Annotated in this window: 30 protein-coding genes; 24 read left to right on the top strand and 6 right to left on the bottom strand. The window is 38.6% G+C overall.

Translation table 11 applies throughout. The features are described 5' to 3' along the window. Positions 1–43: 43 nt before the first annotated feature. The 4 genes from GWK08_RS16925 to GWK08_RS16910 form a co-directional block, all read right to left on the bottom strand. Positions 44–571 carry a DUF4136 domain-containing protein gene (locus GWK08_RS16925; RefSeq protein ID WP_163608439.1) on the bottom strand — a complete coding sequence of 176 codons (528 nt, stop codon included), beginning with the start codon at positions 569–571 and terminating at the stop codon, positions 44–46. 78 nt (positions 572–649) lie between these two features. Further along, the gene (locus GWK08_RS16920) at positions 650–1,369 is read right to left on the bottom strand and encodes an ion transporter (RefSeq protein ID WP_163608438.1); all 720 of its coding nucleotides are present in this window, start codon (positions 1,367–1,369) and stop codon (positions 650–652) included. Beyond that, positions 1,369–2,364 carry a GTPase ObgE gene (gene obgE / locus GWK08_RS16915; protein WP_163608437.1) on the bottom strand — a complete coding sequence of 332 codons (996 nt, stop codon included), beginning with the start codon at positions 2,362–2,364 and terminating at the stop codon, positions 1,369–1,371. The genes GWK08_RS16920 and obgE overlap by 1 nt, the downstream gene beginning before the upstream one ends. Positions 2,365–2,403: 39 nt before the next feature. Next, positions 2,404–3,510, bottom strand: a complete 1,107-nt coding sequence (locus GWK08_RS16910; RefSeq protein WP_163608436.1) for an adenylate kinase — start codon at positions 3,508–3,510, stop codon at positions 2,404–2,406. Between the two features lie 150 nt (positions 3,511–3,660). On the opposite strand from GWK08_RS16910, the gene GWK08_RS16905 reads away from it, so the two are divergent. From GWK08_RS16905 to GWK08_RS16875, 7 genes are all read left to right on the top strand, one after another. Further along, a complete protein-coding gene (locus GWK08_RS16905) occupies positions 3,661–4,815 on the top strand; it encodes a 5-(carboxyamino)imidazole ribonucleotide synthase (protein WP_163608435.1) in 1,155 nt (384 codons plus the stop codon). A gap of 1 nt (position 4,816) precedes the next feature. Continuing rightward, complete coding sequence (gene purE, locus GWK08_RS16900; protein ID WP_163608434.1) at positions 4,817–5,302, top strand: 5-(carboxyamino)imidazole ribonucleotide mutase; 486 nt, start codon at positions 4,817–4,819, stop codon at positions 5,300–5,302. 437 nt (positions 5,303–5,739) lie between these two features. After that, positions 5,740–7,773 carry a M3 family metallopeptidase gene (locus tag GWK08_RS16895; RefSeq protein ID WP_163608433.1) on the top strand — a complete coding sequence of 678 codons (2,034 nt, stop codon included), beginning with the start codon at positions 5,740–5,742 and terminating at the stop codon, positions 7,771–7,773. A gap of 90 nt (positions 7,774–7,863) precedes the next feature. Further along, on the top strand, positions 7,864–8,364 hold the full coding sequence (locus GWK08_RS16890) for a GbsR/MarR family transcriptional regulator (protein WP_163608432.1): 501 nt from the start codon (positions 7,864–7,866) through the stop codon (positions 8,362–8,364). Positions 8,365–8,753: 389 nt separating this feature from the next. Continuing rightward, positions 8,754–9,680, top strand: coding sequence for a TIGR01777 family oxidoreductase (locus tag GWK08_RS16885; RefSeq protein ID WP_163608431.1), 927 nt, complete (start codon positions 8,754–8,756; stop codon positions 9,678–9,680). A gap of 120 nt (positions 9,681–9,800) precedes the next feature. Continuing rightward, positions 9,801–10,355, top strand: a complete 555-nt coding sequence (locus tag GWK08_RS16880; protein WP_163608430.1) for a sigma-70 family RNA polymerase sigma factor — start codon at positions 9,801–9,803, stop codon at positions 10,353–10,355. Between the two features lie 27 nt (positions 10,356–10,382). Continuing rightward, positions 10,383–10,652, top strand: coding sequence for a hypothetical protein (locus tag GWK08_RS16875; RefSeq protein WP_163608429.1), 270 nt, complete (start codon positions 10,383–10,385; stop codon positions 10,650–10,652). Here the strand turns inward: GWK08_RS16875 and GWK08_RS16870 are convergent. Then, positions 10,639–11,463: a UbiA prenyltransferase family protein gene (locus tag GWK08_RS16870; RefSeq protein WP_163608428.1), complete on the bottom strand. Its 825-nt coding sequence runs from the start codon at positions 11,461–11,463 to the stop codon at positions 10,639–10,641. The two genes, GWK08_RS16875 and GWK08_RS16870, sit on opposite strands and share 14 nt — an antisense overlap. Positions 11,464–11,604: 141 nt before the next feature. On the opposite strand from GWK08_RS16870, the gene gcvP reads away from it, so the two are divergent. From gcvP to GWK08_RS16820, 10 genes are all read left to right on the top strand, one after another. Further along, complete coding sequence (gcvP, locus tag GWK08_RS16865) at positions 11,605–14,454, top strand: aminomethyl-transferring glycine dehydrogenase (RefSeq protein WP_163608427.1); 2,850 nt, start codon at positions 11,605–11,607, stop codon at positions 14,452–14,454. A gap of 197 nt (positions 14,455–14,651) precedes the next feature. Continuing rightward, positions 14,652–15,710, top strand: coding sequence for a 3-oxoacyl-ACP synthase III family protein (locus GWK08_RS16860; protein ID WP_163608426.1), 1,059 nt, complete (start codon positions 14,652–14,654; stop codon positions 15,708–15,710). Between the two features lies 1 nt (position 15,711). Then, positions 15,712–16,236, top strand: a complete 525-nt coding sequence (locus tag GWK08_RS16855) for a class I SAM-dependent methyltransferase (protein ID WP_163608425.1) — start codon at positions 15,712–15,714, stop codon at positions 16,234–16,236. Between the two features lie 24 nt (positions 16,237–16,260). Next, positions 16,261–17,121: a glycosyltransferase gene (locus GWK08_RS16850; RefSeq protein ID WP_163608424.1), complete on the top strand. Its 861-nt coding sequence runs from the start codon at positions 16,261–16,263 to the stop codon at positions 17,119–17,121. 169 nt (positions 17,122–17,290) lie between these two features. After that, positions 17,291–17,692 carry a RusA family crossover junction endodeoxyribonuclease gene (locus tag GWK08_RS16845; protein ID WP_163608423.1) on the top strand — a complete coding sequence of 134 codons (402 nt, stop codon included), beginning with the start codon at positions 17,291–17,293 and terminating at the stop codon, positions 17,690–17,692. Then, positions 17,689–18,360 (top strand): hypothetical protein, encoded by a 672-nt coding sequence (locus tag GWK08_RS16840; protein WP_163608422.1) that lies wholly within the window; start codon positions 17,689–17,691, stop codon positions 18,358–18,360. Before GWK08_RS16845 ends, GWK08_RS16840 begins: the two co-directional genes overlap by 4 nt. A 98-nt stretch (positions 18,361–18,458) precedes the next feature. Continuing rightward, positions 18,459–18,671, top strand: a complete 213-nt coding sequence (locus GWK08_RS16835) for a hypothetical protein (RefSeq protein WP_163608421.1) — start codon at positions 18,459–18,461, stop codon at positions 18,669–18,671. Position 18,672: 1 nt separating this feature from the next. Next, on the top strand, positions 18,673–20,454 hold the full coding sequence (locus tag GWK08_RS16830) for an ATP-dependent nuclease (protein ID WP_163608420.1): 1,782 nt from the start codon (positions 18,673–18,675) through the stop codon (positions 20,452–20,454). Next, entirely contained in the window at positions 20,441–20,815 is a 375-nt protein-coding gene (locus GWK08_RS16825) for a hypothetical protein (RefSeq protein ID WP_163608419.1), read from the top strand. Before GWK08_RS16830 ends, GWK08_RS16825 begins: the two co-directional genes overlap by 14 nt. A gap of 59 nt (positions 20,816–20,874) precedes the next feature. Next, entirely contained in the window at positions 20,875–21,621 is a 747-nt protein-coding gene (locus GWK08_RS16820; protein ID WP_163608418.1) for a hypothetical protein, read from the top strand. A 166-nt stretch (positions 21,622–21,787) separates the two neighbouring features. On the opposite strand, the gene GWK08_RS16815 is transcribed toward GWK08_RS16820, so the two are convergent. Then, the gene (locus GWK08_RS16815; RefSeq protein WP_163608417.1) at positions 21,788–22,003 is read right to left on the bottom strand and encodes a helix-turn-helix domain-containing protein; all 216 of its coding nucleotides are present in this window, start codon (positions 22,001–22,003) and stop codon (positions 21,788–21,790) included. Positions 22,004–22,098: 95 nt separating this feature from the next. On the opposite strand from GWK08_RS16815, the gene GWK08_RS16810 reads away from it, so the two are divergent. The 7 genes from GWK08_RS16810 (at position 22,099) to GWK08_RS16780 (ending at position 26,578) form a co-directional block, all read left to right on the top strand. Beyond that, entirely contained in the window at positions 22,099–22,308 is a 210-nt protein-coding gene (locus tag GWK08_RS16810; RefSeq protein WP_163608416.1) for a SymE family type I addiction module toxin, read from the top strand. A 78-nt stretch (positions 22,309–22,386) separates the two neighbouring features. Continuing rightward, positions 22,387–22,665 (top strand): barstar family protein, encoded by a 279-nt coding sequence (locus tag GWK08_RS16805; RefSeq protein WP_163608415.1) that lies wholly within the window; start codon positions 22,387–22,389, stop codon positions 22,663–22,665. A 694-nt stretch (positions 22,666–23,359) separates the two neighbouring features. Further along, a complete protein-coding gene (locus tag GWK08_RS16800) occupies positions 23,360–23,902 on the top strand; it encodes an FEKKY domain-containing protein (protein WP_163608414.1) in 543 nt (180 codons plus the stop codon). A gap of 95 nt (positions 23,903–23,997) precedes the next feature. Then, positions 23,998–24,318 carry a hypothetical protein gene (locus GWK08_RS16795; protein ID WP_163608413.1) on the top strand — a complete coding sequence of 107 codons (321 nt, stop codon included), beginning with the start codon at positions 23,998–24,000 and terminating at the stop codon, positions 24,316–24,318. Positions 24,319–24,399: 81 nt separating this feature from the next. Beyond that, entirely contained in the window at positions 24,400–25,113 is a 714-nt protein-coding gene (locus GWK08_RS16790; protein ID WP_163608412.1) for a DMP19 family protein, read from the top strand. Between the two features lie 145 nt (positions 25,114–25,258). Continuing rightward, positions 25,259–26,131 carry an XAC2610-related protein gene (locus tag GWK08_RS16785; protein ID WP_163608411.1) on the top strand — a complete coding sequence of 291 codons (873 nt, stop codon included), beginning with the start codon at positions 25,259–25,261 and terminating at the stop codon, positions 26,129–26,131. Positions 26,132–26,167: 36 nt separating this feature from the next. Beyond that, complete coding sequence (locus tag GWK08_RS16780) at positions 26,168–26,578, top strand: hypothetical protein (protein WP_163608410.1); 411 nt, start codon at positions 26,168–26,170, stop codon at positions 26,576–26,578. The last annotated feature ends 44 nt before the right edge of the window (positions 26,579–26,622 follow it).

Raw genomic sequence — 26,622 nt, 5'->3', positions numbered from 1 at the left:
CTATTTTTAAATAAAACGTTAAATTAATCGAATTCATGTATTTCTATTTTCTTTTTTTCGGGGGAAACTTTGCAAACACCTTTGCAACCATCTTTCTGAAGTGTTCTTCCCGCTGAACCGGAGTGGTCTTTGTTCGTACCGGAGCGGCAGCAGATGCCTGCCAGAAAAGCTCGTTCCTTTTTACATCTATCAGGTCGAATACCACACGTTGTGTTAGCCTCGAGCCACCGATAGGGATACCTCCGGAGACCCCTACACCTACATTCCTTCCGGTTCCTCCAATACCTATTCCCACGGAGTTCCTGTTTACATCCTGATACTCTTCGGCTACCACATTGATATGGAAATCGGGAGTTACCGATCTTCTAAAGCCTTTGGATTGCAATACGGAATCCAGCTGAAAGAAAAGTCGCTTATTATCCAGTTCACTTAAACCGGTCTGTATATCGGGGAAGATCCCGTAGGTTTTGTACTGATCAAAACTCGTTTTTTTGTCATAATCGTAGACTACACTGGGCACACCACAGGAAACCACCACACAAAGAATTAAAAGTACACCTAATTTTTTCATCCGTTTAAAGTTTTTACGCTCATTTCATCACGCTAATTTTACCTCAATTTACCCAAAAATAGAACGCCGGAAAAATTCTTAGCTATATTTATTATCTCTCTCATCATCTATAGCCTTGGTCAGGGCCGATGAAATAATGCCTGCGGGTACTGCAACGATGCCGAGCCCCAGAAGCAGAATAAAAAAAGTGAACACCTTGCCTCCTGCCGTTATCGGATAGATATCTCCGTAACCTACAGTTGTTAAGGTAGCAACCGCCCACCACAGGCTGTCAAATACCGAAGAAAAGTTCTCTGGTTGTACTCCGTTCTCAAAATAGTAGATACCAACGGCAGACAGGTAAATAAGAACAATGGTAATAAAGAAAAACAGGATAAGTTCCTCTTTTGCGTATCTAAGTGCTTTGCTGAATCGGGATATTACATTGTTGTAGCGCACCAGTTTTAACAGGCGGAACAAGCGTATAAGGCGCAGAGCCCTTATCGATCTCAGGTCTATTCCGAAAGAGAGGTAAAACGGCAGAATAGCCAGCAGATCTACGATCCCTAAAAAACTAAAAATAAAACCAGACTTTCTATCGGCTACATAAATACGCAGCAGGTATTCTGCGGTAAAGACAACTACAGAAAAGATCTCTATCCACTTTAAAACAGTTCGTGTCTGCGGTTGGAGGTCCGGAATGGTCTCTATGGAGAAAGAAACGATGGAAGTAATGATAAGCAGCTGAATAATTATTGAAAATATGCGGCCTCCGAGGCTTTCTGTACTTTCAACAATATTTTTCAGCTTTTCTCTCATCAATTGAGCATATTCCAGAGTTTATCTTTGAGTTCCTGTATTCCCTGTTGGGCTACTGAAGATATAAAAATATAAGGGATCTTCAGGTCTTTATCGAGTTCTTCTTTCATTTCGGCCTTTAGTTCATCATCCAGCATATCGCTTTTGGAAATGGCTATAAGGCGTTCCTTGTCCAGTAATTCGGGATTGTACTTTTTTAATTCGTTAAGCAGGATATCATACTCTTTGGCAATATCATTGCTATCTGCCGGAATAAGGAATAGCAGACTGGAATTCCTTTCTATATGGCGAAGGAAATAATGCCCCAGGCCTTTACCTTCGGCCGCCCCTTCTATGATCCCGGGAATATCGGCCATTACAAAGGTCTGGTAATCCCTGTGCTTAACAATTCCCAGATTGGGCTTAAGGGTGGTAAATTCGTAATCGGCAATTTTAGGTTTTGCCGAAGTGATCACCGAAAGCAAGGTAGATTTCCCCGCATTCGGAAAACCTACAAGGCCCACATCGGCCAGGACTTTAAGTTCGAGGGTAATATTCTTCTCTTCCCCTTCCAGACCCGGTTGCGCATAGCGCGGGGTTTGATTGGTAGGCGATTTGAAATGCCAGTTTCCTCTTCCGCCAAGGCCTCCCTTTATGATGATCTTTTCTTCCTGGTCTTCAGTAATTTCAAACAATACCTCGTTGGTATCCGTATCTCTTATTACCGTTCCCAGGGGTACTTCCATAAACACATCATCTCCGTCGGCCCCGGTACTTCTGTTCTTACTTCCGTGTTCTCCGTGGCCGGCCTTAAAGTGTCTTTTAAATTTAAAATGAAGCAGGGTCCAAAGGTTCTTGTTCCCCTTAACGATTACGTGTCCGCCACGCCCGCCATCTCCGCCGTCGGGTCCGCCTTTGGCCACATATTTCTCCCTGTGCAAATGCGTAGATCCCTTACCTCCGTTCCCGGAAGACACATGGATCTTTACATAATCTACAAAATTCCCCTCAGTCATTTTAATTCGTTTTCAGATTGCGCAGGGTGGTTTCCCTGTTTAAATATCGTCTATTACAGTACTTAGTCTGGAAGTGATCTCTTCAATACTTCCAATCCCGTCTACACTGTAGAATTTCTCTTTGCCTTTGTAGTAAGCGATCAGAGGAGCTGTTTTCTCATTGTATTCCTCAAATCGGTTCCTGATCTTTTCTTCGTCCTGATCATCACTTCTTCCGCTCACCTTACCACGCTCTAACAGACGATCTATAAGTATTTCATCTCTGGCTTCCAGGGCAATGGTTGCATTTAACTCCATCCCTTTAAGTCTCAACAGATCATCCAGGGCTTCTGCCTGTGCGGTAGTTCTAGGAAAACCGTCAAAAATAAAGCCGCTGGCATCTTCATTCTTTTCCACCTCTTCGCGAAGCATATTAATAGTAACCTCATCAGGTACCAGGTCTCCTTTATCGATATAAGATTTTGCCAGGACACCCAGCTCGGTATTGTTTTTCATATTGTACCGAAAAACATCGCCGGTAGAAATATGGATTAAATTGTATTTTTCCTTTAAAAAATTAGCTTGTGTTCCCTTACCCGCTCCCGGTTTTCCAAAGAGTACTAAATTGATCATCTTTTTTTCTTTTAATTGATAAACTTCCGGCAGATTCCTTCCCAATCCGTCGTAATCCAGACCGTAGCCTACGATGAATTTGTTGGGAATCTCTCTACCTATATAATCTATCGGTACTTGTTTATTGTATACTTCAGGTTTGAAAAATAATGTTGCAATCTTCAATTGTTTGAGCTTCTGCTCCGAAAAAATACCTGCGATCTCTTCCAGGGTATTTCCGGTATCTATGATATCTTCCAGTACAATAACAGATCTTCCTTCCAGATCCTGGTTCAGGCCGAGCAATTGCTTTACCTTCCCGGCAGATGATGTTCCTTCATAGGAAGCCAGTTTAATAAAACTCACTTCGCATTCTCCGGGATACTTCTTGAGAAAGTCTGAAGTAAACATAAATGCGCCGTTTAAAACGGCTATGAATACAGGGGTTTCATCCTTGAAATCGGCATGGATCTTAGCTGCCATTTGACTCACAATACCATCGATTTCCGATGCCTGAATAAAGGGAGAAAAATATTTATCGTACAGTTTTATCAAACGCTCAAAAAATTAATAAACGGCAAAGATAAGCATTAGATATGAGATAATTTATCTGCTTTTGGCACTTAAATTAAGAAGACTTGTTTTATGCATTAAAATTTTAAATCTCTTTTCGTTAAAACCTTTATTTTTGTACAAATATCAAAAATGAACTATTTCTCTTCCGATTTCAAATTAGGCATTTTAGGCGGAGGCCAGTTAGGAAAAATGCTTTTATACGAAACCCGCAAGTACGATATCCACACACTCGTTCTGGACCCCAGCGAAGAAGCTCCCTGCAGGATTGCCTGTGATGAGTTCTTTACGGGAGATCTTATGGATTTCGACACCGTATATAACTTTGGGAAAAAAGCAGATGTTCTCACCTTCGAGATCGAGCATGTAAATGTAGAAGCTCTTGAAAAACTGGAGCAGGACGGTGTTAAGGTATACCCTTCCTCTGCCAGCCTGAAGATCATTCAGAACAAGGCCAAGCAGAAGCTTTTTTATGTAGATAACAATATCCCTACAGCTCCTTTTTCCAGGTTTGCATATACCAACGAGATCCTTACTGCGGTAAAGAATGAAAGCCTGAGCTTTCCTTTTGTTTGGAAAAGCGCACAATTCGGCTATGACGGGCAGGGAGTTAAAATAGTAAAGACCTATTCCGATCTGGATGAACTTCCCAATACCGAGTGTATTGTGGAGGAACTGGTGCCTTTTAAGAATGAACTGGCGGTTATTGTTGCCAGGAATGTAAGCGGGGAAGTAAAAACCTATCCCCTGGTAGAAATGGAATTTCACCCCACCGCCAACCAGGTGGAATATGTGATCTGTCCGGCACGGGTAGATATCGAAATTGCAAAAAAGGCCCAGCTCGTAGCATTAAAAGTTTCTGCAGCCCTGGAGCATGTAGGTTTACTGGCCGTAGAGATGTTCCTTACTCAGGACAATGAGATCATTGTTAATGAAGTAGCTCCCAGACCGCATAACAGCGGGCATTACAGTATAGAAGCCAGTTACACCAACCAGTTCGAACAGCACTTAAGGGCTATTCTGGACCTGCCTCTGGGCAGGGCCGATAGTAAAGTAGGCGGGGTGATGGTAAACCTGGTAGGAAGTGAGGGATATACGGGTAATGTTTTTTATGAGAACATAGAAGATATTATGAAGATTGAAGGGGTTACTCCGCATATCTACGGAAAGAAACAAACAAAACCTTTCCGGAAAATGGGGCATGTAACCATTGTTCATGAAGAACTGGACCGTGCCAGGGAAGTGGCAGGAGAAGTAAAAAAACTGATTAAAGTTATAAGCAAATAATATGTCAAAAGTAGCAGTTATCATGGGAAGCACCAGTGATCTTCCCGTTATGCAGGACGCCATAGATATTCTGAAAGGTTTCGATATCGAGGTAGAAGTAGATATTGTATCGGCCCACAGGACCCCGGAAAAGATGTTTTCTTACGGGAAAGAGGCCCATACCAGAGGGATCTCGGTAATTATTGCCGGTGCAGGGGGTGCAGCTCATCTGCCGGGAATGATCGCCTCTTTATCTCCCCTTCCGGTGATCGGGGTTCCGGTAAAAAGCAGCAATTCGATAGATGGATGGGATTCTGTCCTTTCTATCTTACAGATGCCAGGCGGGGTACCGGTAGCCACCGTAGCTCTTGACGGAGCCAAAAACGCAGGAATACTTGCGGCTCAGATCATTGGAACGCAGGACAAATGTGTATTGGATAAGGTTGTGATGTACAAGGAAGGGTTAAAGCAAAAAGTTATAGAAGGCGCCAAGAGCGTAAAAAAATAAGGACCTCAGGGCAGAGGTCCTTATCAGCTATTAATCAAAAAATTATACTAAATAAACTTTATAACTATTTAGATAATTAACTTAAGTAGGTATCAGAATATACTTTGCTGTACTTACATCAAATCAATTTCATTAGATAAGGTTGTTGGATATACGTTTCAACCCCTGCTTTTGGTTCATCTGTTTCGTTAAAAAGTATTCTTTTTTCGATAAAAAACGAAAAGATCCTGAGGCTCAGGGGGAATTGAACTCAGGATCTCTCTAAAACTATTTAGCTATCAATTAAGGCTAAGTGTATATAAAAATGTAACTAAAACTATGTAAACCGGTACAAATATCTGCCGACCAAGATAAAACGGGCAAAATGCGGATCCCTAATCGGGAAAAATCGATAAAAAGTATTTAATTGCCGATATAATTAAACAAAAAGCTTAGAAATGAAGAATTTGACTGAAAAATTTAATACTCCCTATAACACTGCTCCCTTTTCAAAAATTAAAAACGAGGATTATTTACCTGCGATCAAACATGAAATTGAGGAAACCAAAAAGGAGATCGATGCTATTGTAGATAATCCGGAAGATCCGAACTATCAGAACGTGATCGAGGCCCTGGAATATTCAGGGGAGCAACTGGACCGCATTACTTCGGTGTTCTTTAACCTCAATAGTGCCGAGACCAGCGAAGAGATCCAGAAAATAGCACAGGAAGTATCGCCGCTCTTATCTGAATTTGCCAACGATATTCGCCTGAATGAAGGCCTGTTTAAAAAGGTCAAGGCCGTATACGAACAGAGATACGGACTTGAATTGAGTCCTGAGCAGTCTACCCTTCTGGAAAAGAAATACAAGAGTTTTGCCCGAAACGGGGCCAACCTGAACGAACAGGATAAAAGCCGCCTGAGGGAAATAGATATGGAGCTTTCCAAACTAAGTTTAAAGTTCGGGGAGAACGTCCTGGCAGAGACCAATAAATACGAATTGCATATAACCGAGGAAAGTAATCTGAAAGGACTTCCGGAAGGAGCTGTAGAAGCTGCTAAGGCCCTTGCAAAAAGCAAAGAGAAGGAAGGTTGGGTCTTTACCCTGGATTACCCTAGTTATATTCCCTTTATGAAGTATGCCGAAAACAGGGCCCTGAGAAAAGAGCTTTTTATGGCATTCGGCAGCAAAGGTTTTCACGGAGATAAGCTGGACAACCGGGAGAATGTACTGAAAATAGTTGCTCTTCGTCATGAAAGGGCTAAACTGTTAGGCTATCAGACCCATGCTCATTTTATCCTTGAAGAACGCATGGCGGAGACCCCGGAAAAAGTATCTTCTTTCCTGGAAGAACTGCTGGAAAAGGCAAAGCCTGCAGCTCAGAAGGAATTCGATCGCCTTCAGGAATTTGCCCGTGAGACCGATGGTATAGAAAAGCTTCAGAAATGGGATAGCGCCTACTATACCGAAAAACTAAAACAAAAACTCTTTAACCTGGACGATGAAAAGCTTAAGCCTTATTTTAAGCTTGAGAACGTAATAGACGGGGTCTTTACGGTTGCCAAAAAACTCTTTGGCCTGTCCTTTAAAGAGATCAGTAATATAGATAAGTACCAGGAAGAGGTAAAGACCTATGAGGTACTGAACGAGGAAAACGAGCTGGTAGCGGTCTTTTATGCCGATTTCCACCCGAGGCCCGGAAAGAGGAACGGCGCCTGGATGACCTCTTACAAACCACAGTTCGTAAAGAACGGACAAAACGAACGGCCGCATGTTTCCATCGTGTGTAATTTTACCAAACCCACGGAAACCAAGCCTTCCCTCCTGACCTTTACCGAGGTAACCACTTTATTTCACGAATTCGGGCATGCCCTTCACGGGATGCTGGCCAATACCACTTACCCCAGTTTAAGCGGTACCAATGTGTACTGGGATTTTGTTGAGCTGCCAAGTCAGGTACTGGAGAACTGGTGTTATGAAAAAGAAGCCCTGGAGCTCTTTGCAAAGCACTATGAAAGCGGCGAACTTATTCCGATGGAATTTGTAGAAAAGATCAAGGCTTCCTCTACTTTTATGGAAGGAATACAAACGCTGAGACAATTGAGTTTCGGACTTCTGGATATGAGCTGGCACGGGGCACCGCTTCCTGAAAACAAGGATGTAAAGGCCATTGAGAAAAAAGCTTTTGAAATTACCGAACTGTATCCCGCTGTTGAGGAAACCTGCATGAGCACGGCCTTCTCCCATATTTTCCAGGGAGGATATTCTGCCGGTTACTACAGTTATAAATGGGCGGAAGTACTGGATGCCGATGCTTTTGAATTCTTTAAGGAAGAAGGGATCTTTAACAGGGAAGTTGCGCAGAGCTTTAAGGAAAATGTATTGTCCAAAGGCGGTGTTGAAGCCCCTATGACGCTTTACAAACGCTTTAGAGGTAAAGAGCCTCAACCGGAAGCATTACTGCGAAGAGCCGGGTTAATAGCCAATTAAAATTTAAGGAAAGAGGGTTAAAATTTATCTTTCCTTACATAAAAGTTTCAATTATTTTTGAAAGTTCAGAAATTTACCTATATTTGAAACATGAAACTGGACGAAGCGAAAAAAAAGTTTATACAAACCTGGGGGGCATTAGGCTCTCAATGGGGTATCAATAAAACTATGGCACAGATCCATGCCTTGCTTCTTATTTCGGAAGAAGCCCTATCTATGGAAGATATCATGGAAGAGCTTCATATATCCAGGGGAAATGCCAGTATGAATCTACGTTCTCTTATAGATTGGGGTATCGTCTTTAAGGAATTCAAAGCGGGTGAAAGAAGGGAGTTTTTCAGTTCGGAAAAAAGCATCGAAGAACTGGCCCGTAAAATAGCAAAGGAAAGAAGCAGAAGGGAAATAAAGCCTGCCATCAGGGTTTTAAAGGAGGTCAGTGATGTTGAGGATCAAAGCGGGGATGCCGAACAGTTTAAAAAAACCACCTCCGAGCTTTATGATTTTATTCTGAGAGCAGACAATATGCTGGATAAAATTACCGAGCAAAAAGGAAACTGGATCACCAAGACCATCTATAAGTTAATGACATAATTTTTTTAATATAAAGTTTCAATTATTTCTGAAAGTTTAAAAATATAAAAACAAATATTTAAAAACGAGCTTATGAAAAATCTCTTTCCCGTCAACTTATGGTTTATAGTACTAACCATAATTTTATATATAACCTTTTGGTTTGGTATCCTGGCGCAAATAGTTCTCGGTGTAATTCAATTAGTTTGCTTTTTTATGATACTATCCCGGTTTAAAAAGCTCACCAAAAGTTTAAAGGTTCACAGTATTATTTATGGTGTTCTTGCTATATCATTGCTATCAGCCACCTTCCTGGATCCGGATACATTTCTGATGACTTTATGGGGAGTTTCGAGCATACTGGCTTTTTACTTTTTGTTTATCACATATCAATTAAAAAAATTATTCCAATGAAAACATTAGTTCTTGCCGGAGGGAGTGGTTTCCTCGGAAACATCCTTATTGAATATTTTAAAAACAAATTCGATAAGATCATCATTCTATCACGGTCCAAAACGCATACCGAAGGGAAGCTTCAATTTGTAAAATGGGATGCTAAAACGCTTGGAAGTTGGGTAAATTATCTGAACAATTCTGACGTTCTTATCAACCTGGCAGGTAAATCTGTGGATTGCAGATACAATCAGAAAAACAAAGACCTGATCCTGTCCTCCAGGCTGGATAGCACCAACGTTCTGAATAAGGCTATCCTTCGGTTATCCCATCCCCCTAAACTATGGATCAACTCATCTACAGCAACGATCTACCGGCATTCTACCGATAAGGAGATGGATGAATATTCCGGAGAAATAGGCTCTGATTTTTCTATGGATGTAGCAAAATTCTGGGAGCATACCTTCTTTGCCACATCCTTACCCGAAACCAGGAAAGTCGCTATAAGAACTTCCATCGTACTGGGAAAGCAGGGAGGTGCATTACTTCCCATTCTCAAACTGACCAAATTGGGTTTTGGCGGCAGGCAGGGAACGGGAGATCAACTGGTAAGCTGGATACATAAAACCGATTTTGCAAGGGCCGTAGAGTTTATCATCGACCATAAACACATAGAAGGAATTATCAATGTAGTTGCTCCCAAACCGGTTAAGAATAAAGCTTTTATGGAATCGGTGCGAAAGAATTTAAGAATGTTCTTTGGTTTTCCGCTAAATGAAGGGTTCCTCAAGCTGGGAGCACGGGTCATTAATACGGAAACCGAGTTAATATTAAAAAGCAGAAATGTAATACCACTAAAATTACAACAAAAAGGCTTTTATTTTTTATATCCTTCGCTGGAAAGCGCGTTGAAAGATCTGCTTGCCGCACCTAAACAGCGCTGATACAGCCTCCTAATATGTCTTTTTGAGCCATCCTGAGGAATAATTAACCTCAATTAAATAATGTCTTGGGGTTTTTTTAACATTTTTTCCTTTACTTTTGAAAATCGAAAAAGTAATGGCATGTCAACAAACACCCTAGATCCTACGAAGTGGATCGATAATTATGCAGATTATCTATATAATTATTCGGTCTCCAGAGTAAGCGATAGTGATACCGCACAAGATCTTGTGCAGGAAACTTTTCTAGCGGCTTTGAAATCTTCAAACAATTATAAAGGGGATGCTTCAGAGCGTACCTGGCTAATTTCTATCCTGAAAAGGAAAATTATCGACTATTACAGAAAGATAAATTCCAAAAAGGGAAAAGCAGAAGTTAGAATGAGTTATAATACGGATAGCGAAGAAGAAGGCAACTGGATGGAGGAACGTATTTCCGATCCCTACGATGGGAACGCAGAAGATTCTATGCAAAACGAAGAGCTTGGAATAGCAATACAGGAATGTATGGGTAAGCTTCCTGTTAAACAAGCTCAGATTTTTAAAATGAAAACAATTGAAGGTTATGAAACGGAAGCAATTTGTAATGAATTGAATATTACTCCGTCTAACCTATGGGTAATAATACACAGGGCAAGGACTGCATTAACTGCATGCCTTGAGAAAAACTGGTTTTAAATAAAAAATTAAGACAAGACAAAGCAAATGAAAACCAAGAAGAGTATATTTTTTATCACCTATGAAGAGGCTCAGCATATCTGTAACAAATTACAGTATGGGGAGGCTACCTTTTGGGAAAGGGTAAAGCTGAATTTCAGACTTCTGTGGTGTAGAATAACTAACGAATATACACGTAAGAATACCAAATTAACTTCGCTCTGCGAAATGGCAGACCTGAAGGTAATGGATGATAAAAAGAAAGACGAATTAAAAGACATGCTTAATAAGCAATTATCCGAATCTAAGGATAAGTAATAAAAAATACTTTAGCCCCCCACCAAATTAAGGGCAGGCTCTCAACAAAAAAGCCGCTGTAATATTTAGATTGTTCCCTTCCGGAGAATAGTAGAAATAAAATTACAGCGGTTTCTATTATTCCTAAAGTTACCACATTCTCCAGGCTGAACTCATCCTTAAAGAATTCCAGGAAAAAGAAGATGATCATTAATATAACCCCCAGTATTTTGGTTCTTTTAACCCCTATAAGCTGAGGAATGGTGCTCAGTTCCCTGCTGTCTACCGCCAGGTCGCGGATCTCAAAAGGCAGGGTGATGGTCAGGACAAACAAAAAACGCTGTACCCCCTCTACTATCACATCATGGCTGATGGCCCTCCCCTCTCCTATGATGGGAAGGAAAACGGTGGTTCCGCTCCATACCAGGGCCACGATATAGATCTTGATACCGTGCAGGTTTCGGATGCTCTTTTTATTGGAGTATACCGGAATAACGTAGAGGGCAGAGACCAGGGCCAGCAGCCCGAAACCGATCAGGATCTCAAGAGGCAGCTGAAATGCGAAATACAGCATTGCCAGGCCGCAGAGCACGCTAAAGTATTGTACTATCTTATCCTGATCTTGCTCTACAATAACATAGTGCTTTGCCCGGCTTCCGTATTTGATAAAATTATATGTAACAATCGTGCCAAAAAATGTAACAAAACTCAAAGCCGGATCATAGGCCAGGCCGAAGTTCAGAAAAGTTACCTGAACCAGAGCATACACCGCTAAAGCAACATGAATACTGGCATTCAGGTAGAAGTTAAATACATTTTTGATGAGTCGCATCAAACAAAAATATGCAAACTGTTCATAATTCTGTTTTTTAGTTAAAAACTTTGCAGAATTCCGCTATAGGAAAAGCTTATTTTTAATAAATATAATATGTAATTTTGCGAACTTTAATAGAACTATTATCAATACATTAGAATGAAAACAGACGTTTTTGCTTTACGCCACATAGGCCCTAGAGAAAGTGATATCCCGCAGATGCTTAAAACTGTGGGAGTTGATAGTTTGGATCAACTCATTTATGAGACGATCCCCGACGATATCCGTTTAAAATCCGAACTGGATTTACCGGAGGCCTTAAGCGAAAATGAATTCCTTACCCATATTCACAAATTAGCTGACAGGAACAAAGTATTCAAATCCTATATCGGTCTTGGGTACCACGAGAGTTTTACGCCCTCGGTCATTAAAAGGAATATCCTGGAAAACCCGGGATGGTATACCGCCTATACTCCTTACCAGGCAGAGATTGCCCAGGGAAGGCTGGAGGCCCTTTTAAATTTCCAGACCATGGTATGCGACCTTACCGGAATGGAACTGGCAAACGCTTCCCTTCTGGATGAGAGCACGGCTGCTGCAGAAGCTATGACCATGCTGTATGATGTAAGAAGCAGGGATCAGAAGAAAAACAAGGTGAACAAATTCTTTGTTTCTGAGGAGATCCTTCCGCAAACCCTCTCACTACTTCAAACCAGGGCTACTCCCCTGGATATAGAACTGGTAGTGGGGAATCATGAAGAGTTTGGTTTCGGGGATGACTTTTACGGAGCTATCCTTCAGTATCCCGGAAAATACGGGCAGGTACACGATTACTGCGGTTTTATTTCCAAGGCAAAAGAAAGCGATATCAAAATAGCCATGGCGGCAGATATCCTTAGTCTGGCGGCACTTACCTCTCCCGGAGAACTCGGTGCCGATGTGGTAGTGGGAACCACTCAGCGTTTCGGGATCCCTCTGGGATACGGCGGACCCCACGCAGCTTATTTTGCTACCAAAGAAGCATACAAAAGAAATATTCCCGGAAGGATCATCGGGCTTACCAAAGACACCAACGGTAACCCTGCATTAAGAATGGCCCTTCAGACCAGGGAACAGCATATTAAAAGAGATAAGGCTACTTCCAATATCTGTACGGCCCAGGTACTCCTGGCGGTGATGGCGGGAATGTATGCCGTATATCACGGTCCTAAAGGGATAGAATATATTGCAGGTAAAGTACACAGCTCTGCCACTACCCTGGCGGATGCTCTTGAAAAACTTGGTTATTACCAGGCAAATACGGCTTATTTTGATACTATCACCCTTAAGGCTGATGCAGCTAAGATCAAACCGATTGCCGAAAAGCAGGAGATCAACTTCCTCTATATAGATGAAAATACCGTATCTGTTGCCTTGAACGAGGCTACTTCGGTGGCGGACATCAACGCTATTATTGCGGTTTTTGCTGAAGCTGCCGGAAAGGATGCCATCAGTATTACAGAACTTAAAGAGCTGAAAGCCATCCCTGCGGGAATGGAAAGAAGGACTCCTTACCTGGAGAACGAGGTCTTTAATTCCTATCATTCGGAGACCGAACTGATGCGTTATATCAAAAAACTGGAGCGTAAGGATCTTGCGCTTAACCATTCTATGATCTCTCTGGGGTCATGTACAATGAAACTGAACGCCGCTTCCGAAATGCTTCCGCTTAGCTGGGCACAGTGGGGAAATATCCACCCGTTTGTTCCGCTTGATCAGGCTGAAGGATATCAGGAAGTTTTAAAGAACCTGGAACATCAGTTAAATGTAATTACCGGTTTTGCCGGAACTTCCCTTCAACCCAACTCAGGGGCACAGGGTGAGTTTGCCGGATTAATGGTAATTCGCGCTTACCACCAGTCCAGGGGCGATCTTGAAAGAAACATTTGTCTCATCCCGGCTTCGGCCCACGGTACCAACCCGGCTTCTGCGGTTATGGCAGGAATGAAGGTAGTGGTTACCAAGACCGATGAGAACGGAAATATAGACGTGGAGGACGTTCGTGAAAAAGCGGTTCAGTACAAGGACAACCTTGCTGCACTGATGGTCACTTATCCTTCCACTCATGGGGTTTTTGAATCCTCGATCAGAGAAATTACCAGGATCATTCACGAGAATGGCGGACAGGTATATATGGACGGGGCCAATATGAATGCCCAGGTAGGACTGACCAATCCGGCTACTATTGGTGCCGATGTGTGTCACCTGAACCTGCACAAGACCTTTGCTATCCCTCACGGTGGTGGCGGACCCGGTGTAGGACCTATCTGTGTGGCAGAGCACCTGGTTCCTTTCCTTCCTTCCAACCCGGTTGTGGGTACAGGAGGTGAAAATGCCATCTCTGCTATTTCTGCAGCACCATGGGGAAGCTCCCTGGCCTGCCTGATCTCTTACGGATACATTAGCATGCTGGGTGCAGACGGTCTTCTGGACTCTACCATATTTGCTATCCTGAACGCCAACTATATCAAGAACAGGCTGGACGGGCATTTCGATGTACTTTATACGGGAGAACGCGGAAGAGCTGCCCACGAAATGATCGTAGACTGCCGTCCGTTCAAAAAGAACGGAATTGAAGTAATAGATATCGCCAAGCGTTTAATGGACTACGGTTTCCACGCGCCTACGGTTTCTTTCCCGGTGGGAGGAACTATTATGATAGAGCCTACCGAAAGTGAGAGCCTTCAGGAGCTGGATCGTTTCTGCGATGCCATGATCTCTATCCGTAAGGAAATTGATGCGGCAACTGCCGAAGATCCGAACAATGTGCTTAAAAATGCACCGCATACCCTGGCGATGCTGACGGCCGATAGCTGGGAGTTCCCATACTCCAGGGAAAAGGCTGCATATCCGCTTGATTATATTGCCGATAACAAATTCTGGCCTACGGTAAGAAGGGCAGATGATGCTTATGGCGATCGTAATCTGATCTGTACCTGTGCCCCTATTGAGGCCTATGCAGAAGCTTAAAAAAAGAAGCTAAACACCTATATAACAAAGCCTTCCATCTAAAACGGAAGGCTTTTTCTTTATTTCCTTTTATACTATTCCTCTCACATTCTGCGTTTCATTAGAAGTTTGACCATCGTATTAATTATTATGCATGCATAGAGACCCCAATTTATTTAACCTATATTTACCCGCAACTAACCTAACTAACACCTTATATGAGTATCAAAATTACAGGAACGGGAAGTTATGTTCCCGCCTTGGTAGAACACAACGACAATTTTATTGAGCATGAATTTTTAAACAATGACGGCAGTCAGTTTGAATATGCCAACGATGTTATTATTGAAAAATTCAAAGCTATTACCGGGATCGGGGAAAGAAGATATGCCAAAGATCACTACACTTCCTCCGACCTTGCTTTCTTTGCCTCGGAAAAAGCCATTGAAGATGCGGCTATCGATCCGGAAGAGCTGGATTATATTATTGTGGCCCACAACTTCGGCGATGTACGTCACGGTACGGTACAGTCAGACCTGCTTCCCAGCCTTGCCTCCAGGGTAAAACATTCCCTCAGAATTAAAAACCCAAAATGCGTGGCCTATGATATCCTTTTCGGATGTCCGGGATGGGTAGAGGCCCTTATTCAGGCAAAAGCCTATATCCAATGCGGGATGGCAAAAAAATGCCTGGTTATCGGTTCTGAGACCCTTTCGAGGGTGATCGACAAGCACGACCGCGACTCTATGATCTATTCAGACGGGGCCGGTGCTGTGGTGCTGGAGGCCAGCAATGAAGAAGGAGGCTTCCTGGCTTCGGAGACCGCTTCCTTTACCTATGATGAAGCTTATTATCTCTTTTTTGGGAATTCCTATAACAAGGAGCTCTGCAGGGATACCCGCTATATTAAGATGCACGGGCGCAAGATCTATGAATTTGCGGCTACCCGGGTACCCCAGGCCATTAAGGATTGCCTGGACAAAAGCGGGGAATCTATAGATAACCTTAAAAAGATCTTTATCCACCAGGCCAACGAAAAGATGGACGAGACCATCCTGAAGCGTTTTTACAGGCTGTACGACAGGGAAGTTCCGGAAAACGTCATGCCGATGAGCATCCATAAACTGGGGAACAGTTCGGTGGCTACCGTGCCTACCCTCTTTGACATGGTAAAACACGGAAAACTGGAGGATCAGGAAATACATAAGGGAGATGTTGTTATATTTGCAAGCGTAGGCGCGGGTATGAATATAAATGCCGTGGTCTACAAATGTTAATATGTACGAGAACAGTTTTCCGAGCAAGCGTTATAAAGAAACCATACAATTTTTAAAGACCCATATAAACCCTCCGTCCGCTATTCTGGACTTGGGGGTCAGGAACCCTTTTTCCGGGATCATGGAGCAGCAGGGTTATACGGTAAGCAATACTACCGGCGAGGATCTGGATGAGGACGTCTCTGCCGTGACAAAAGAAGATTATGAGGTGGTAACCGCCTTCGAGATCTTTGAACACCTTATAGCGCCTTATAACGTACTAAAGGAAATAAAAGCTAACAAACTGGTGGCCAGTGTGCCGTTGCGTTTGTGGTTTGCTCCGGCCTACCGCAGCAAGACCGATATGTGGGACCGCCATTACCACGAGTTTGAGGACTGGCAGTTCGACTGGCTGCTGGAAAAGGCAGGCTGGGAGATCAAGGCCAGAAAAAAATGGACCAACCCTGTAAAAAAGCTGGGGCTGCGTCCGTTGCTCCGGGCTTTTACCCCTCGCTACTATATCGTTTATGCGGAAAGAAAATCTTAGTATTTTTGTGAAAAAGCCTTGCCATTGAATTACTATATCGTTATTCCGGCCCACAACGAAGAGAAATTTATTTCCCTGACCCTGGATTCCCTGTTGCAGCAGACGCTGCTCCCTAAAAAAGTGGTGATCGTTAACGATAATTCTACAGACAGTACCGAAGCCATTATAGACAGCTATGCTTCCAAAAACGATTGGATACAAAAGATAAACAAGGTCTCCTCCGGAGAGCACCTGCCCGGCAGTAAGGTAGTAAATGCTTTTCTTACCGGTTACGCTGCCCTGGATGAGCACTACGACTTTATTGTAAAACTGGATGCCGACCTCATCCTCCCTCCCAACTATTTTGAAGGAGTGGCTGCTATTTTTAAGGAGCATCCCAAAACGGGGATTGCCGGAGGCTTTGCCTATGAGGAAACCACAAATGGTAATTGGGAACTCAACCACCCTATGAACAAAGACCATGTTCGCGGGGCCTTTAAAGCCTATAGCAAGGCCTGTTATACGGCCATCGGCGGACTTAAAAGCTCTATGGGCTGGGACACGGTAGATGAGCTCCTGGCGCGTTGCCACGGCTTTGATATCTATACCGACCCCGACCTGAAAGTAAAACACCTGCGCCCTACCGGGAAATCCTATAATAAAAAAGCCAGATACGCCCAGGGCGAAGCCATGTATAAAATGCGTTACGGCCGGACGATCACCTTTATCGCTGCTTTAAAAATGGCTTTAAAACAAAAGAAGCCTGCAGCCTTTTTTCACTGCCTGAGGGGTTATGCCATCTCAGCCAAAAGAAAAGATACACCTATCGTCACTCCGGAAGAAGGCGCTTTTATCCGGCAGTACCGGATGCAGGGTATTTTTGGAAAGCTTTTCGGGAAAAAATAGTAGCTCCCTTCTTCCATACGTAAATTATGGTTTCCCATAATTCCTTCACTATTAATCGAAAAACCGTCAAGAAGTATTGAATTTTCTTCAAAAATCGGTAGTTTTAGGGATGAGTAAATGCAGTCCGTTTACTCACTAATTAGATCTCATTAGAAATGAAAATGAATAAATGTTACCAGTAGAATTTACTATTCAAGGCCCTCCCGTTTCCTTACAAACTAGAAATAGAGGTAGGCTTCAAGCTTGGAAAGCAGAAGTTAGACAGGCCGCTCAAGCTGTTTTACCAAATGGAGTCCAGCCTCTAGCCAATGATGTGACATTCTCGGTAACATACTACTATGATACGCACAGTCCAGATGTGGATAACATAATAAAACCTATCCAAGATGCACTGGTAGGTTTAGTCTATCTAGATGATGATCAAATTCAGGAAACAAAAAGCAGGAAAAAGGATATTAATGGTTCTTACAGAATAAGAAACGCAGCACCAATAGTGGTTGAGGGGTTTATTAATGGTGTGGATTTTCTTCACGTTAGAGTAGAGCAGTACACAAATCAAAATGACTTATGATGCAGAAAGATTATTATATAGAACTTGAAGAAAAAAAGGTAAGAGAGCTAGCAAACGAATATAAAAAGAAAGGGTATCTTGTATATACATACCCTTCTAAGGAAAATGTACCACCGTTCCTTGATGATTATAAACCAGATTTGATCGCAATTAGTGAAAATGAAAAACTAATAATTGAAGTAAAATCAAAATCATCTATAAAATCTTCTGATAAACTAACAAATTATATAGAATTAATTAATAGACAAAAAGAATGGAAATTTGAATTAGTACTAACAAATCCAAAAAAGAAAATCTCTAATGAACACTTATTGAGCAATTTTGTAGAAATTGAGGAAATTGATAGAAGACTTAATGAAATAAATGAACTTATCCAAGCTAATTTCTTAGAACCAGCTTTTTTATATGCCTGGGTGGTTTTTGAAGCCGTTTCAAGAAACCAACTTGTTACTTACAAAAAACAGAGCAAATCAAATATTGAGAGTCTTATTAAAGAGTTGTTTAGTTATGGAATCGTAAATAAGGCAGAGTATAATTTCCTACAGAATAGCTTTCATCAACGGAATAATTTGATACATGGATTCTATAATAAAACGAATAATATAAATGAGAAAAAGATTAAGGAGTTTGTTAAGTTAATAACTCAAATAAAAGAAAACGAGAATTAAAATCATAGTCGCTTATTGATAAATTACGATTCATAAGGAATACGCTAACCACGATTAAATACTCGTTGAAAATAAATAAGAAGTATAAAAAAATATAAATGAAAAAAACAATTTATTTCACTGGGACAAATCATCAAATTGGGCAGTTAGACGTTGCAATAAAAACCGCCACAGACAAAAGAGATACTTGGTTAATGGCAAATGAATCTAAAATTGGGAAAATTGATAATGAGGATATTAAAATTATCCCATGGAATGGAAATAATGGGTACGTTATGATAACAATTCTACTCACCTATTATCCAAAATAGTATGAAATTAAGATCTGTTGAAATACATGACTTTAAGTCAATAAAGAGTGAAACAATTGAGATAAACACTAATCAACTTTGTTTTGTAGGTAAGAACGAAAGTGGAAAATCAAGTTTAATTCTAGCTACAAAATATTTGAATGTTTTAGATACCGAACTTAAGTCAACTCTTTTAAACAAAAGCTCGGATAATTACCCTAATGGATTACCTGTTGTAATAGGAATCTTTGAATTATCTAAATCTGACTATTCGGAGCTTTTAAAAATTTCTAAACCATTATTAACGGATGATCAATTTGCGAACTTACCCAAGCATTCAGAAAATTGCCTTTTACAATTAAAAAGATGGGGAAATGGTTTTTTAAATATTTCCTTGAGTATTATCGAGAAAAATAAGTTTGGTTTTGAATTATCAAAAAACATAGAGGGGTTAGCGACATTTTACGATCAATTTTTTGAGAAGTTATACCCCGATATTCAATACTATGAAAATGAAGATTTACTCATCGAACCATCAACAATTAATGAGTTACTAGGTAACGATAAAAAATTTGAAACCTTTAGAAAACTATTGTTAATTGGTGGGTGCAAAGATTTTAATGATTTAAATAATCCTGATATTAATTTTGTCACTACATTTTTATCTGATATTGAGATAAAACTTAATACGATTTTCAAGAAACACTATAAGCAAGATCAAAGTATAAATATTAAAATTGCTCCTACTTTTGGAGATCGGCTTAATTTGATAATTAGAGATAATTCTGGCAAGAGTTTTTCCATTAGTGAAAGAAGTCCCGGTTTTCAATACTACTTTTCCTTTTTGGTTAACAAGCTTTATTCGAAAGAATTAAACAAAGGGAGAAATACTGTCATTTTGTTGGATGAACCAGGCAATAGTCTTCATCCAAAAGGTGCTAAAGATTTATTAAAGTCGTTTGATGAAATTGCAGAATCATCGCAAATTTTATACACCACTCACAATCCATTTTTAGCTGTACGAAACTGTATTGACTCCCTGCTATTTATTAATAAATCAGCTACCGTAGGAACAAAAATCAATAAAAAACCTTTCTTGAACAAATATCAAATACTACGTAAAGAGCTAGGGATAATGTTAAATGATAGTTTCTTAATTGGAGACATAAACTTAATCGTTGAGGGGAATACAGAAAAATTGGGGTTTCATAGAATATTTCAATTTGAACAATATCAAGATTTAGAATGGATGAATATTTATAATGCGGATGGAGTTGCAAATATCCCTCAAGCAATTAACTATCTTGGTAAAAACAATTTGAAATTATCTGGAATTGTAATATTGGACAGCGATAGTGAGGCTGAAGGCATAAAGAAAAACAAATCTTACAAAAATAATATCAAGGATCCTAACTGGGAAGAAATTGAAATCAATACAATCTTCAACGACAAAAAAGATAGAACATTTGAAGATTTATTCCCACAACAAAACTATGTAAATGCGTTCAATGAGTATTGTGAATCATTAAGTTCTCTTGATGTTTTTAGTAAAAAATATGAGGCCTTTGAATATAAAGAAGAAATTGAGACCCCTATCATAAATACTCTTTCTCTTCATTTTAAATCTTTTTTACCAGAAGATAGCAAAGCGAGTATTACAAAACAAGATGTAATTAGACATCTTCTAGATTCAGTTGATAAGTTCCCAGAAAAGGAACAAAAGGAAGTCCTATCGAATATTTTTAAATTAACTAATAAAATAAAAGTATCATTCAGTAAAATTGAAAAATATGTCAATAACTAAACATAAAATATTCAAATTAAAACTTAATGATGATGCCAAGTTTACAATAACTAAAACTGTTGAGAAAGCAATCAATGAGTTTCTTTTGGATTCAAATATTGTATACGTAAATCACTCCATAACAATATTGACAGAGGACATTGAAGAATATGACAACCTAAAAACTATTTGTCGATTTTTACTGATTAGTATTGTTTACAAAGATTTGAATTCATCAAGTTTAAATGTAAGGTCGACTTCTAAAAAAGTGAAAAATGTAGTGCACAAACAAATTGAATTAGGTGTAGAAATAACTGAACCACAAATTGAAACAGAAATAGATAAAGAAATTCAACAATTAACAAAGGCTAAAAAATCATAGTCGCCTTATAAGATGGCAACGTTTCTTTACAAGGCTATTAGCAACAAACCGATCTATCAATGAAATTTACAAACTGGATTAAGCAAAATTCACTCTCCTTAATTATATCAATTTCCCTTGTTGTAATTTTCTTAGCGTTTGTTTTTTTCTCGGAAGAGTCGTTTAAAGGACTAAATAACCTTGCTTATTTCTTTTTATATATGGGAATTTCCATATTTAGTTGGACGCTTCCTAAAAATAGGATTTTTAATATTATTAAGATTATACTAGCAGTTCCTTATTTGATCTTAATGTTCTTGATGCCGTTTTTCGGATTTCTATATGCATCAATCTATGGAATTTTAGGCCCTTTAGCCGCTATAACTATTTTCATACATTATGTTCCTGAATATTTATTTAATGTTGATTTATTATTTGCGACAAAACTATATCTAGTCCTGACCATATGGTCAATTGTGGTAGTAAGCTTTAGTGAAAAAATAATGAGAAGAGTAATATTAATTCAAGATAATGACAAACCGAATAATAGAAAAGAAAAACAAATTGATTTTACATTAAGTTTGATAAATAATGGGATAATTAAATATATAATTTATTTATCATTTTTCATCAGTTTAGTAATATTCTCATTTACCAGACTAAATCAAATTGAAATTTTCGATAATAACGACCTGAATACAGCTATAATTCAATCCTTTGTTACGTTTATTGCTTTTGACAGATTGATTATGAATAAGCAATTATTTAAGTTTTCGCGAATAGAAATATTGAAAAATTTAATGAATGTTTGGAAGACATATACATAGAAGTCCGTTACTGAAATCACAAAAAATTGATCACTAGAGAAGCATAATCATGAAAATCTTGATGAATTTTCTATTTAGTTTGTTGTATTATTAAATTAGTTTCTTAAAACGCTTAACTAATCTTATATCAAACATTGTACGCGATTACTTAACTATGATAAAAAAGTCAAAACTCCACCAATTTTTTTAAAGGTACTTCTAAAGCTTTGGAGATCTCCAAAAGCGAATAAAGCGTAGGGTTTACTTTGCCGTTCTCGAGCTTTTCGATGGCTTGTCGGTCCTTTTCACAGGCCCGTGCCAGGTCGGATTGGCTCCAGCCCTTCTCCAGTCGTAACTCGACGATACGTTTCCCTATTTTCCTTTTTAGTTCGTCTTTGGTCATAAAACAAATGTCAATTAATAATATGACAATTTTGTCATACAGTTATTTGACAACTCATTTTCTTTTATTATCATTGTCATATTATTATACGACAAATGAGCACCTTTAGAAAACTAAAGATCTATAGTAAATTCAGGATCCGTAGCTGGGATACGATAAGTGTTCCGGAAATACGGCTTCAGGGTAAATGGCTGGCAGCCCTGGGTTTTACGGAAGGCAAAGAAATAAAAGTGGTGCAAAAGAAAAACAAGCTTGTTATTACTGTTTTAAAGGAAAAAACAGATTCCGGTACAAATAAAAATTAGTATATTTCCTACAAATTCTTATCTTTAAGTCAGGAAAACATAACCCTAAGAACTTTACTAATAATTAGATTTACCAAAATGAGAATAATAGAGATAAACGGGAATAAATTTTCAAATATGAAAGGATTTTATCGAGAGATAGAATCGAAAATGACTTTCGGGTTGAATTGGAAAATTGGACGGAATCTCAATGCATTTAATGATGTTTTGTACGGTGGATTTGGAGTTCACGATGTTGAAGAGAAATATATCTTAAAATGGCATCGAAGCGAAAAAAGTAAATCCGAACTAAAATATTATGACCGAATAATTGAAATTATCAAAGAACACGAGAATATTGAATTACAGCTGAAATAAATGCTTTTTTGGAAAACTGAAAATAGAATAGAACCTAAACGAGAATTCCACTCGAAAATCAAAAATTACTACATTGGAATTTCTGACAATCAAATACCAACAGAATTATTGAATCAGATAATCTCCCAGGTAACAGAAAAGATTTATAGCGACTATAAGAGATTCTGGAAACAGTACCCTAAGTCTCGTAAAAGATATTCGACTTTGAAAATGGATGATATTGAGCATCCTTTTATTCATTATTTGATAACTGACTTTCTTGAAAAAAAGAATATTACAGAATCTCGTAATTATTCTAAGATTCTGTTTAAAATGAACGATGAGGATTATGATAAATATTTAGATCAAAAAAATTGGTACGAAACGAAATAAAAAATAAATTAATTGGAATTCTAATTATCATTTTGAATTTATTCTGGACTTGGTTCAGTCTTGACCTATTGTACAGGTATCATTTCACTGAATTCAATCCTACTTTTTATATTCCTAATTGGGTTTTAATAATGAATTCCATATTTGCGATTATCGGAATTGTAATTGGATTTAATCTGATAAATAAAAAAATAAGTATAAAAAGAGCATTACTGATTAACTTTATTCTGATTTCAATTGGATTAATAATCCAACAAACCTAAATAAAAACGTTGGATAACAATGGCAATGATCTATACGCCATCTAACATTTGACAAAACATTGAACAATAGAACAAAATATATACTTCTGATCCTGAGCATTTCAGCCTTAGTCTTGTCCATATACAGCAAGAATAATATTTTAACGGAGTCCAGTTATGGTCCTGTTGAATTGGAATATGCTAAAATATTTTTTGGAATTGGACTTTTGTGTGCAGGGATATATTATTTCAATAAAAACTGGCATAAAGGATTAACATTAGTCATGACAGTTATGTTTAGTCTTAGTTTAGTTTTAAACATTTATCTGATAGCTAAAAATTATAAAGGCATACAATTCCAAAATCGATTCGCGGAATACTCTAAATTAGAAAGTTGCGAAGAAATGGAAAAACGATTTGCGACTGACTTAAAAAAAGGAGAAATCAAATATTTTCAGTTTGGAATTGGTTACGATACAGAATTAGCGAAAAAACTAAAGGATAAATACAATATTGAAACTTTTGGAATGGGTTGTTTAATTCAAGCCGAAAAGGAATGTTATAATAAATTGGTCAATGAATATCTGAAAGAAAAGCACAACGACGACATAATTGACTATTAAAAAATAAAATAATCCATCACGCCCTCGCGATACAAAGCATAGCCGGGGCCGCTAACAGCAAGCAAATGACTGAGTATATAAAATGTAGAACGGAAATGAATTTTGTAGATTTTGTTGAATTTGTTTCTAAAGAATTTCAACGTAGTGACTCTGAATTTAAAAATTTGGGATCAAATCTGGCTGAACATGACGGACTTCACTATGGAGATGGTCAGTACTTTAGATTAAAGGACAATGTAATAACTGTGGACTTAGTTCGGAATGAGGGGCATGCTGACCTATTTGATGATCAGTGGGACTTTTGGATGGCTCTTAAGTCTGAATCTGATATAATTAATCAAAAAGTCAAGGATTTTTTAGCACAAAGTGACTTTGGTAAACGAATTGTTTATGAAATTACTTCTGAACTGGATTAAAACCAGTTGCTAACAATAGCCACAATTCATCGTACCTTGGCGAGATAAAATTATAGCTGAAACCACTACAGTGCATTTAAAATGAAAATATTAATAGGAATAATAATTGTTGGGCTTGTGATTTTCTTTTTCATTAGGAAAAACTCAAATTCTGAACAAAGTGAAGAATCAAAATTACCGAGCAAATTATATTCGCTAAATGACGGAAATCAAAACGAACTTTTAGTATCAATAAAAGTAAGTCAAGAATGGTTAGAGTCTATAAAAACTAAATACGATTGGAACGAATTTGACGAATACGACAATCGAATGTGGGAGTATATGTATAAACTCTTTGACGAGACCATTGAACAAAGTGAAATTGAAAGTTATGACGAATTGTGGAGTAAATTAACTCATCAACAAAAACTATTTTGGGTATTTCTATCTTTTAATGGAGATACTAACAATGGTGGTGTCTATCAATTTCTTTTTAATCGACCAGAATTTATAATTGCAACTGCTGAAGCCTGGGAAGAATTAGGAATTGAAGAGTTAGAGACAGATTACAATGCTGTATTGACTGAATTGACAGGAAAAATATCTAAAATCGGAGAATTGAAATCAGTTTTTAACGATGAATCTAAGAGTTGGAATAAAAGGTGGAATTCATTCGCGGATGGATACAAGGAATTAAAATCCACTGAAAAAATTGAGGATTATTATTACGATAAAGAATTTAAAAAAATAGTCCATAAAAAAGTAGCTGATTATATAGAACGTAATATTGAAAAGTTTGCTGAAATAGAAAAATAACAACTTACAACAATGCACAATTAACAAAAAAATAACTGTGTATATCAGCCATATTTTGGCTAAGAGAAAAAACTTTTCTTAACTTTAAGAAAAAACTGATCTTATTGAGAGATCATGGTCAACCTGTTAACACCAATTAGATAAAATGAGATTAAGCGCTTTAATATTATTCCTCCTGTTTTCAATAAGCGGGAAAAGTCAGTCAAGCTACTCCGGCCATGTAGGAACTTCTCCGGTTACATTGGTTATGCATCACTACAGTGACGGCGTTTCACAGGCGTATTATGTTTACGATAAATACGATAGCCCGATAACCATAAACGGAAATCTTAAAGACGGAGAATTAACACTCTTTGAAAAAGATAAGGACGGAAATACTTCTGCCACTTTAGTTTTTGAAAAGTTCGAAGAAAACAACAGGGAAATTAATGGAGAATGGATCAGTGCCGATGCTACAAGAACGTATAAGATCAAACTACAAAAGGATTTCGACATTAGTTACGGAGATAATGCTGAAAGGAAAACCAAAGAATTAATCCAGTCAAACTCCACAAAAGAACATTATTTTAAAACCGTAATCACCAAAGAAAAAACGGGTGCTGATGCCAGAGTATCCGGTGTAAAAGTATTTGAAAAAGGAACGGACAAATTAATTCAGGCCATAAAGCTGGATTGTCAACTCCTGGCGATAGATAATGTAAGTGTCGGGGATTATAACTTTGACGGAATTGAAGATTTTTCTGTTTTTGAAGCCAGCTATGCCGGACCCAATACTTCAAGCATTTACATTTTAAGGGATCCGGATTCGGGAAAGTACCTAAAAAGCAATTTTAACGGGACTTCTTTAGAATTTGATAACGACTCAAAACTTATTTACGAACACAATCAGTGTTGTGCAGGAAAAGGCCATATAAATGCAACCTACAAGGTTGTCAATAACGAAATGGTCTTAATTGAGCGGAAATGCCTTGTATACGATGATAAGAAGGAGGATTTTGTTGAAACAGCATGTAAATAAACCGATTTATACACGAGGCCGTTGTCTACAATTTGAATGAAACCCGAACACCGTAAAATAATTGAGTTAATAAAATCTTATTTGGAAAAAAATCCGGAGCAGAGATTCGGACAAGCTATATTCAATTTAGGTATTAACGAATTTCAAAAGGTTACTGACCCTGGAAATCCAAAATACACATTAAGAGATATTCATAATGATGACGATAAGGAGATTCTAAACAGGATTAATAGACAAATAACCTGGTTTGATCTACAAAGAAAAGTAATGGACGGAGTTTCGAAAGTTGAAGGGATTGCTGGAATGACTGTAAATGAGAGATTATTTGCTGCTGATTTGATGAATGAATTTGATAAATATAAAACATCAAATAAAAGTTATGCTGAGTACATTTTAAAAGCACTAAAAGTAGATAGGGAATCAATTTCTAAAATATTAGGTAAATAAAATGCACGAAAAGAAAATTCAAAATATATTCTCGCTACCAGTAC

Origin of the sequence: Leptobacterium flavescens (assembly GCF_010671605.1) — a bacterium.
In the GTDB taxonomy this organism is placed as follows: Bacteria; Bacteroidota; Bacteroidia; order Flavobacteriales; family Flavobacteriaceae; genus Leptobacterium; species Leptobacterium flavescens.
The sequence above is the reverse complement of the archived record's forward strand: the minus strand, read 5'-3'. Positions and strand labels throughout refer to the sequence as shown.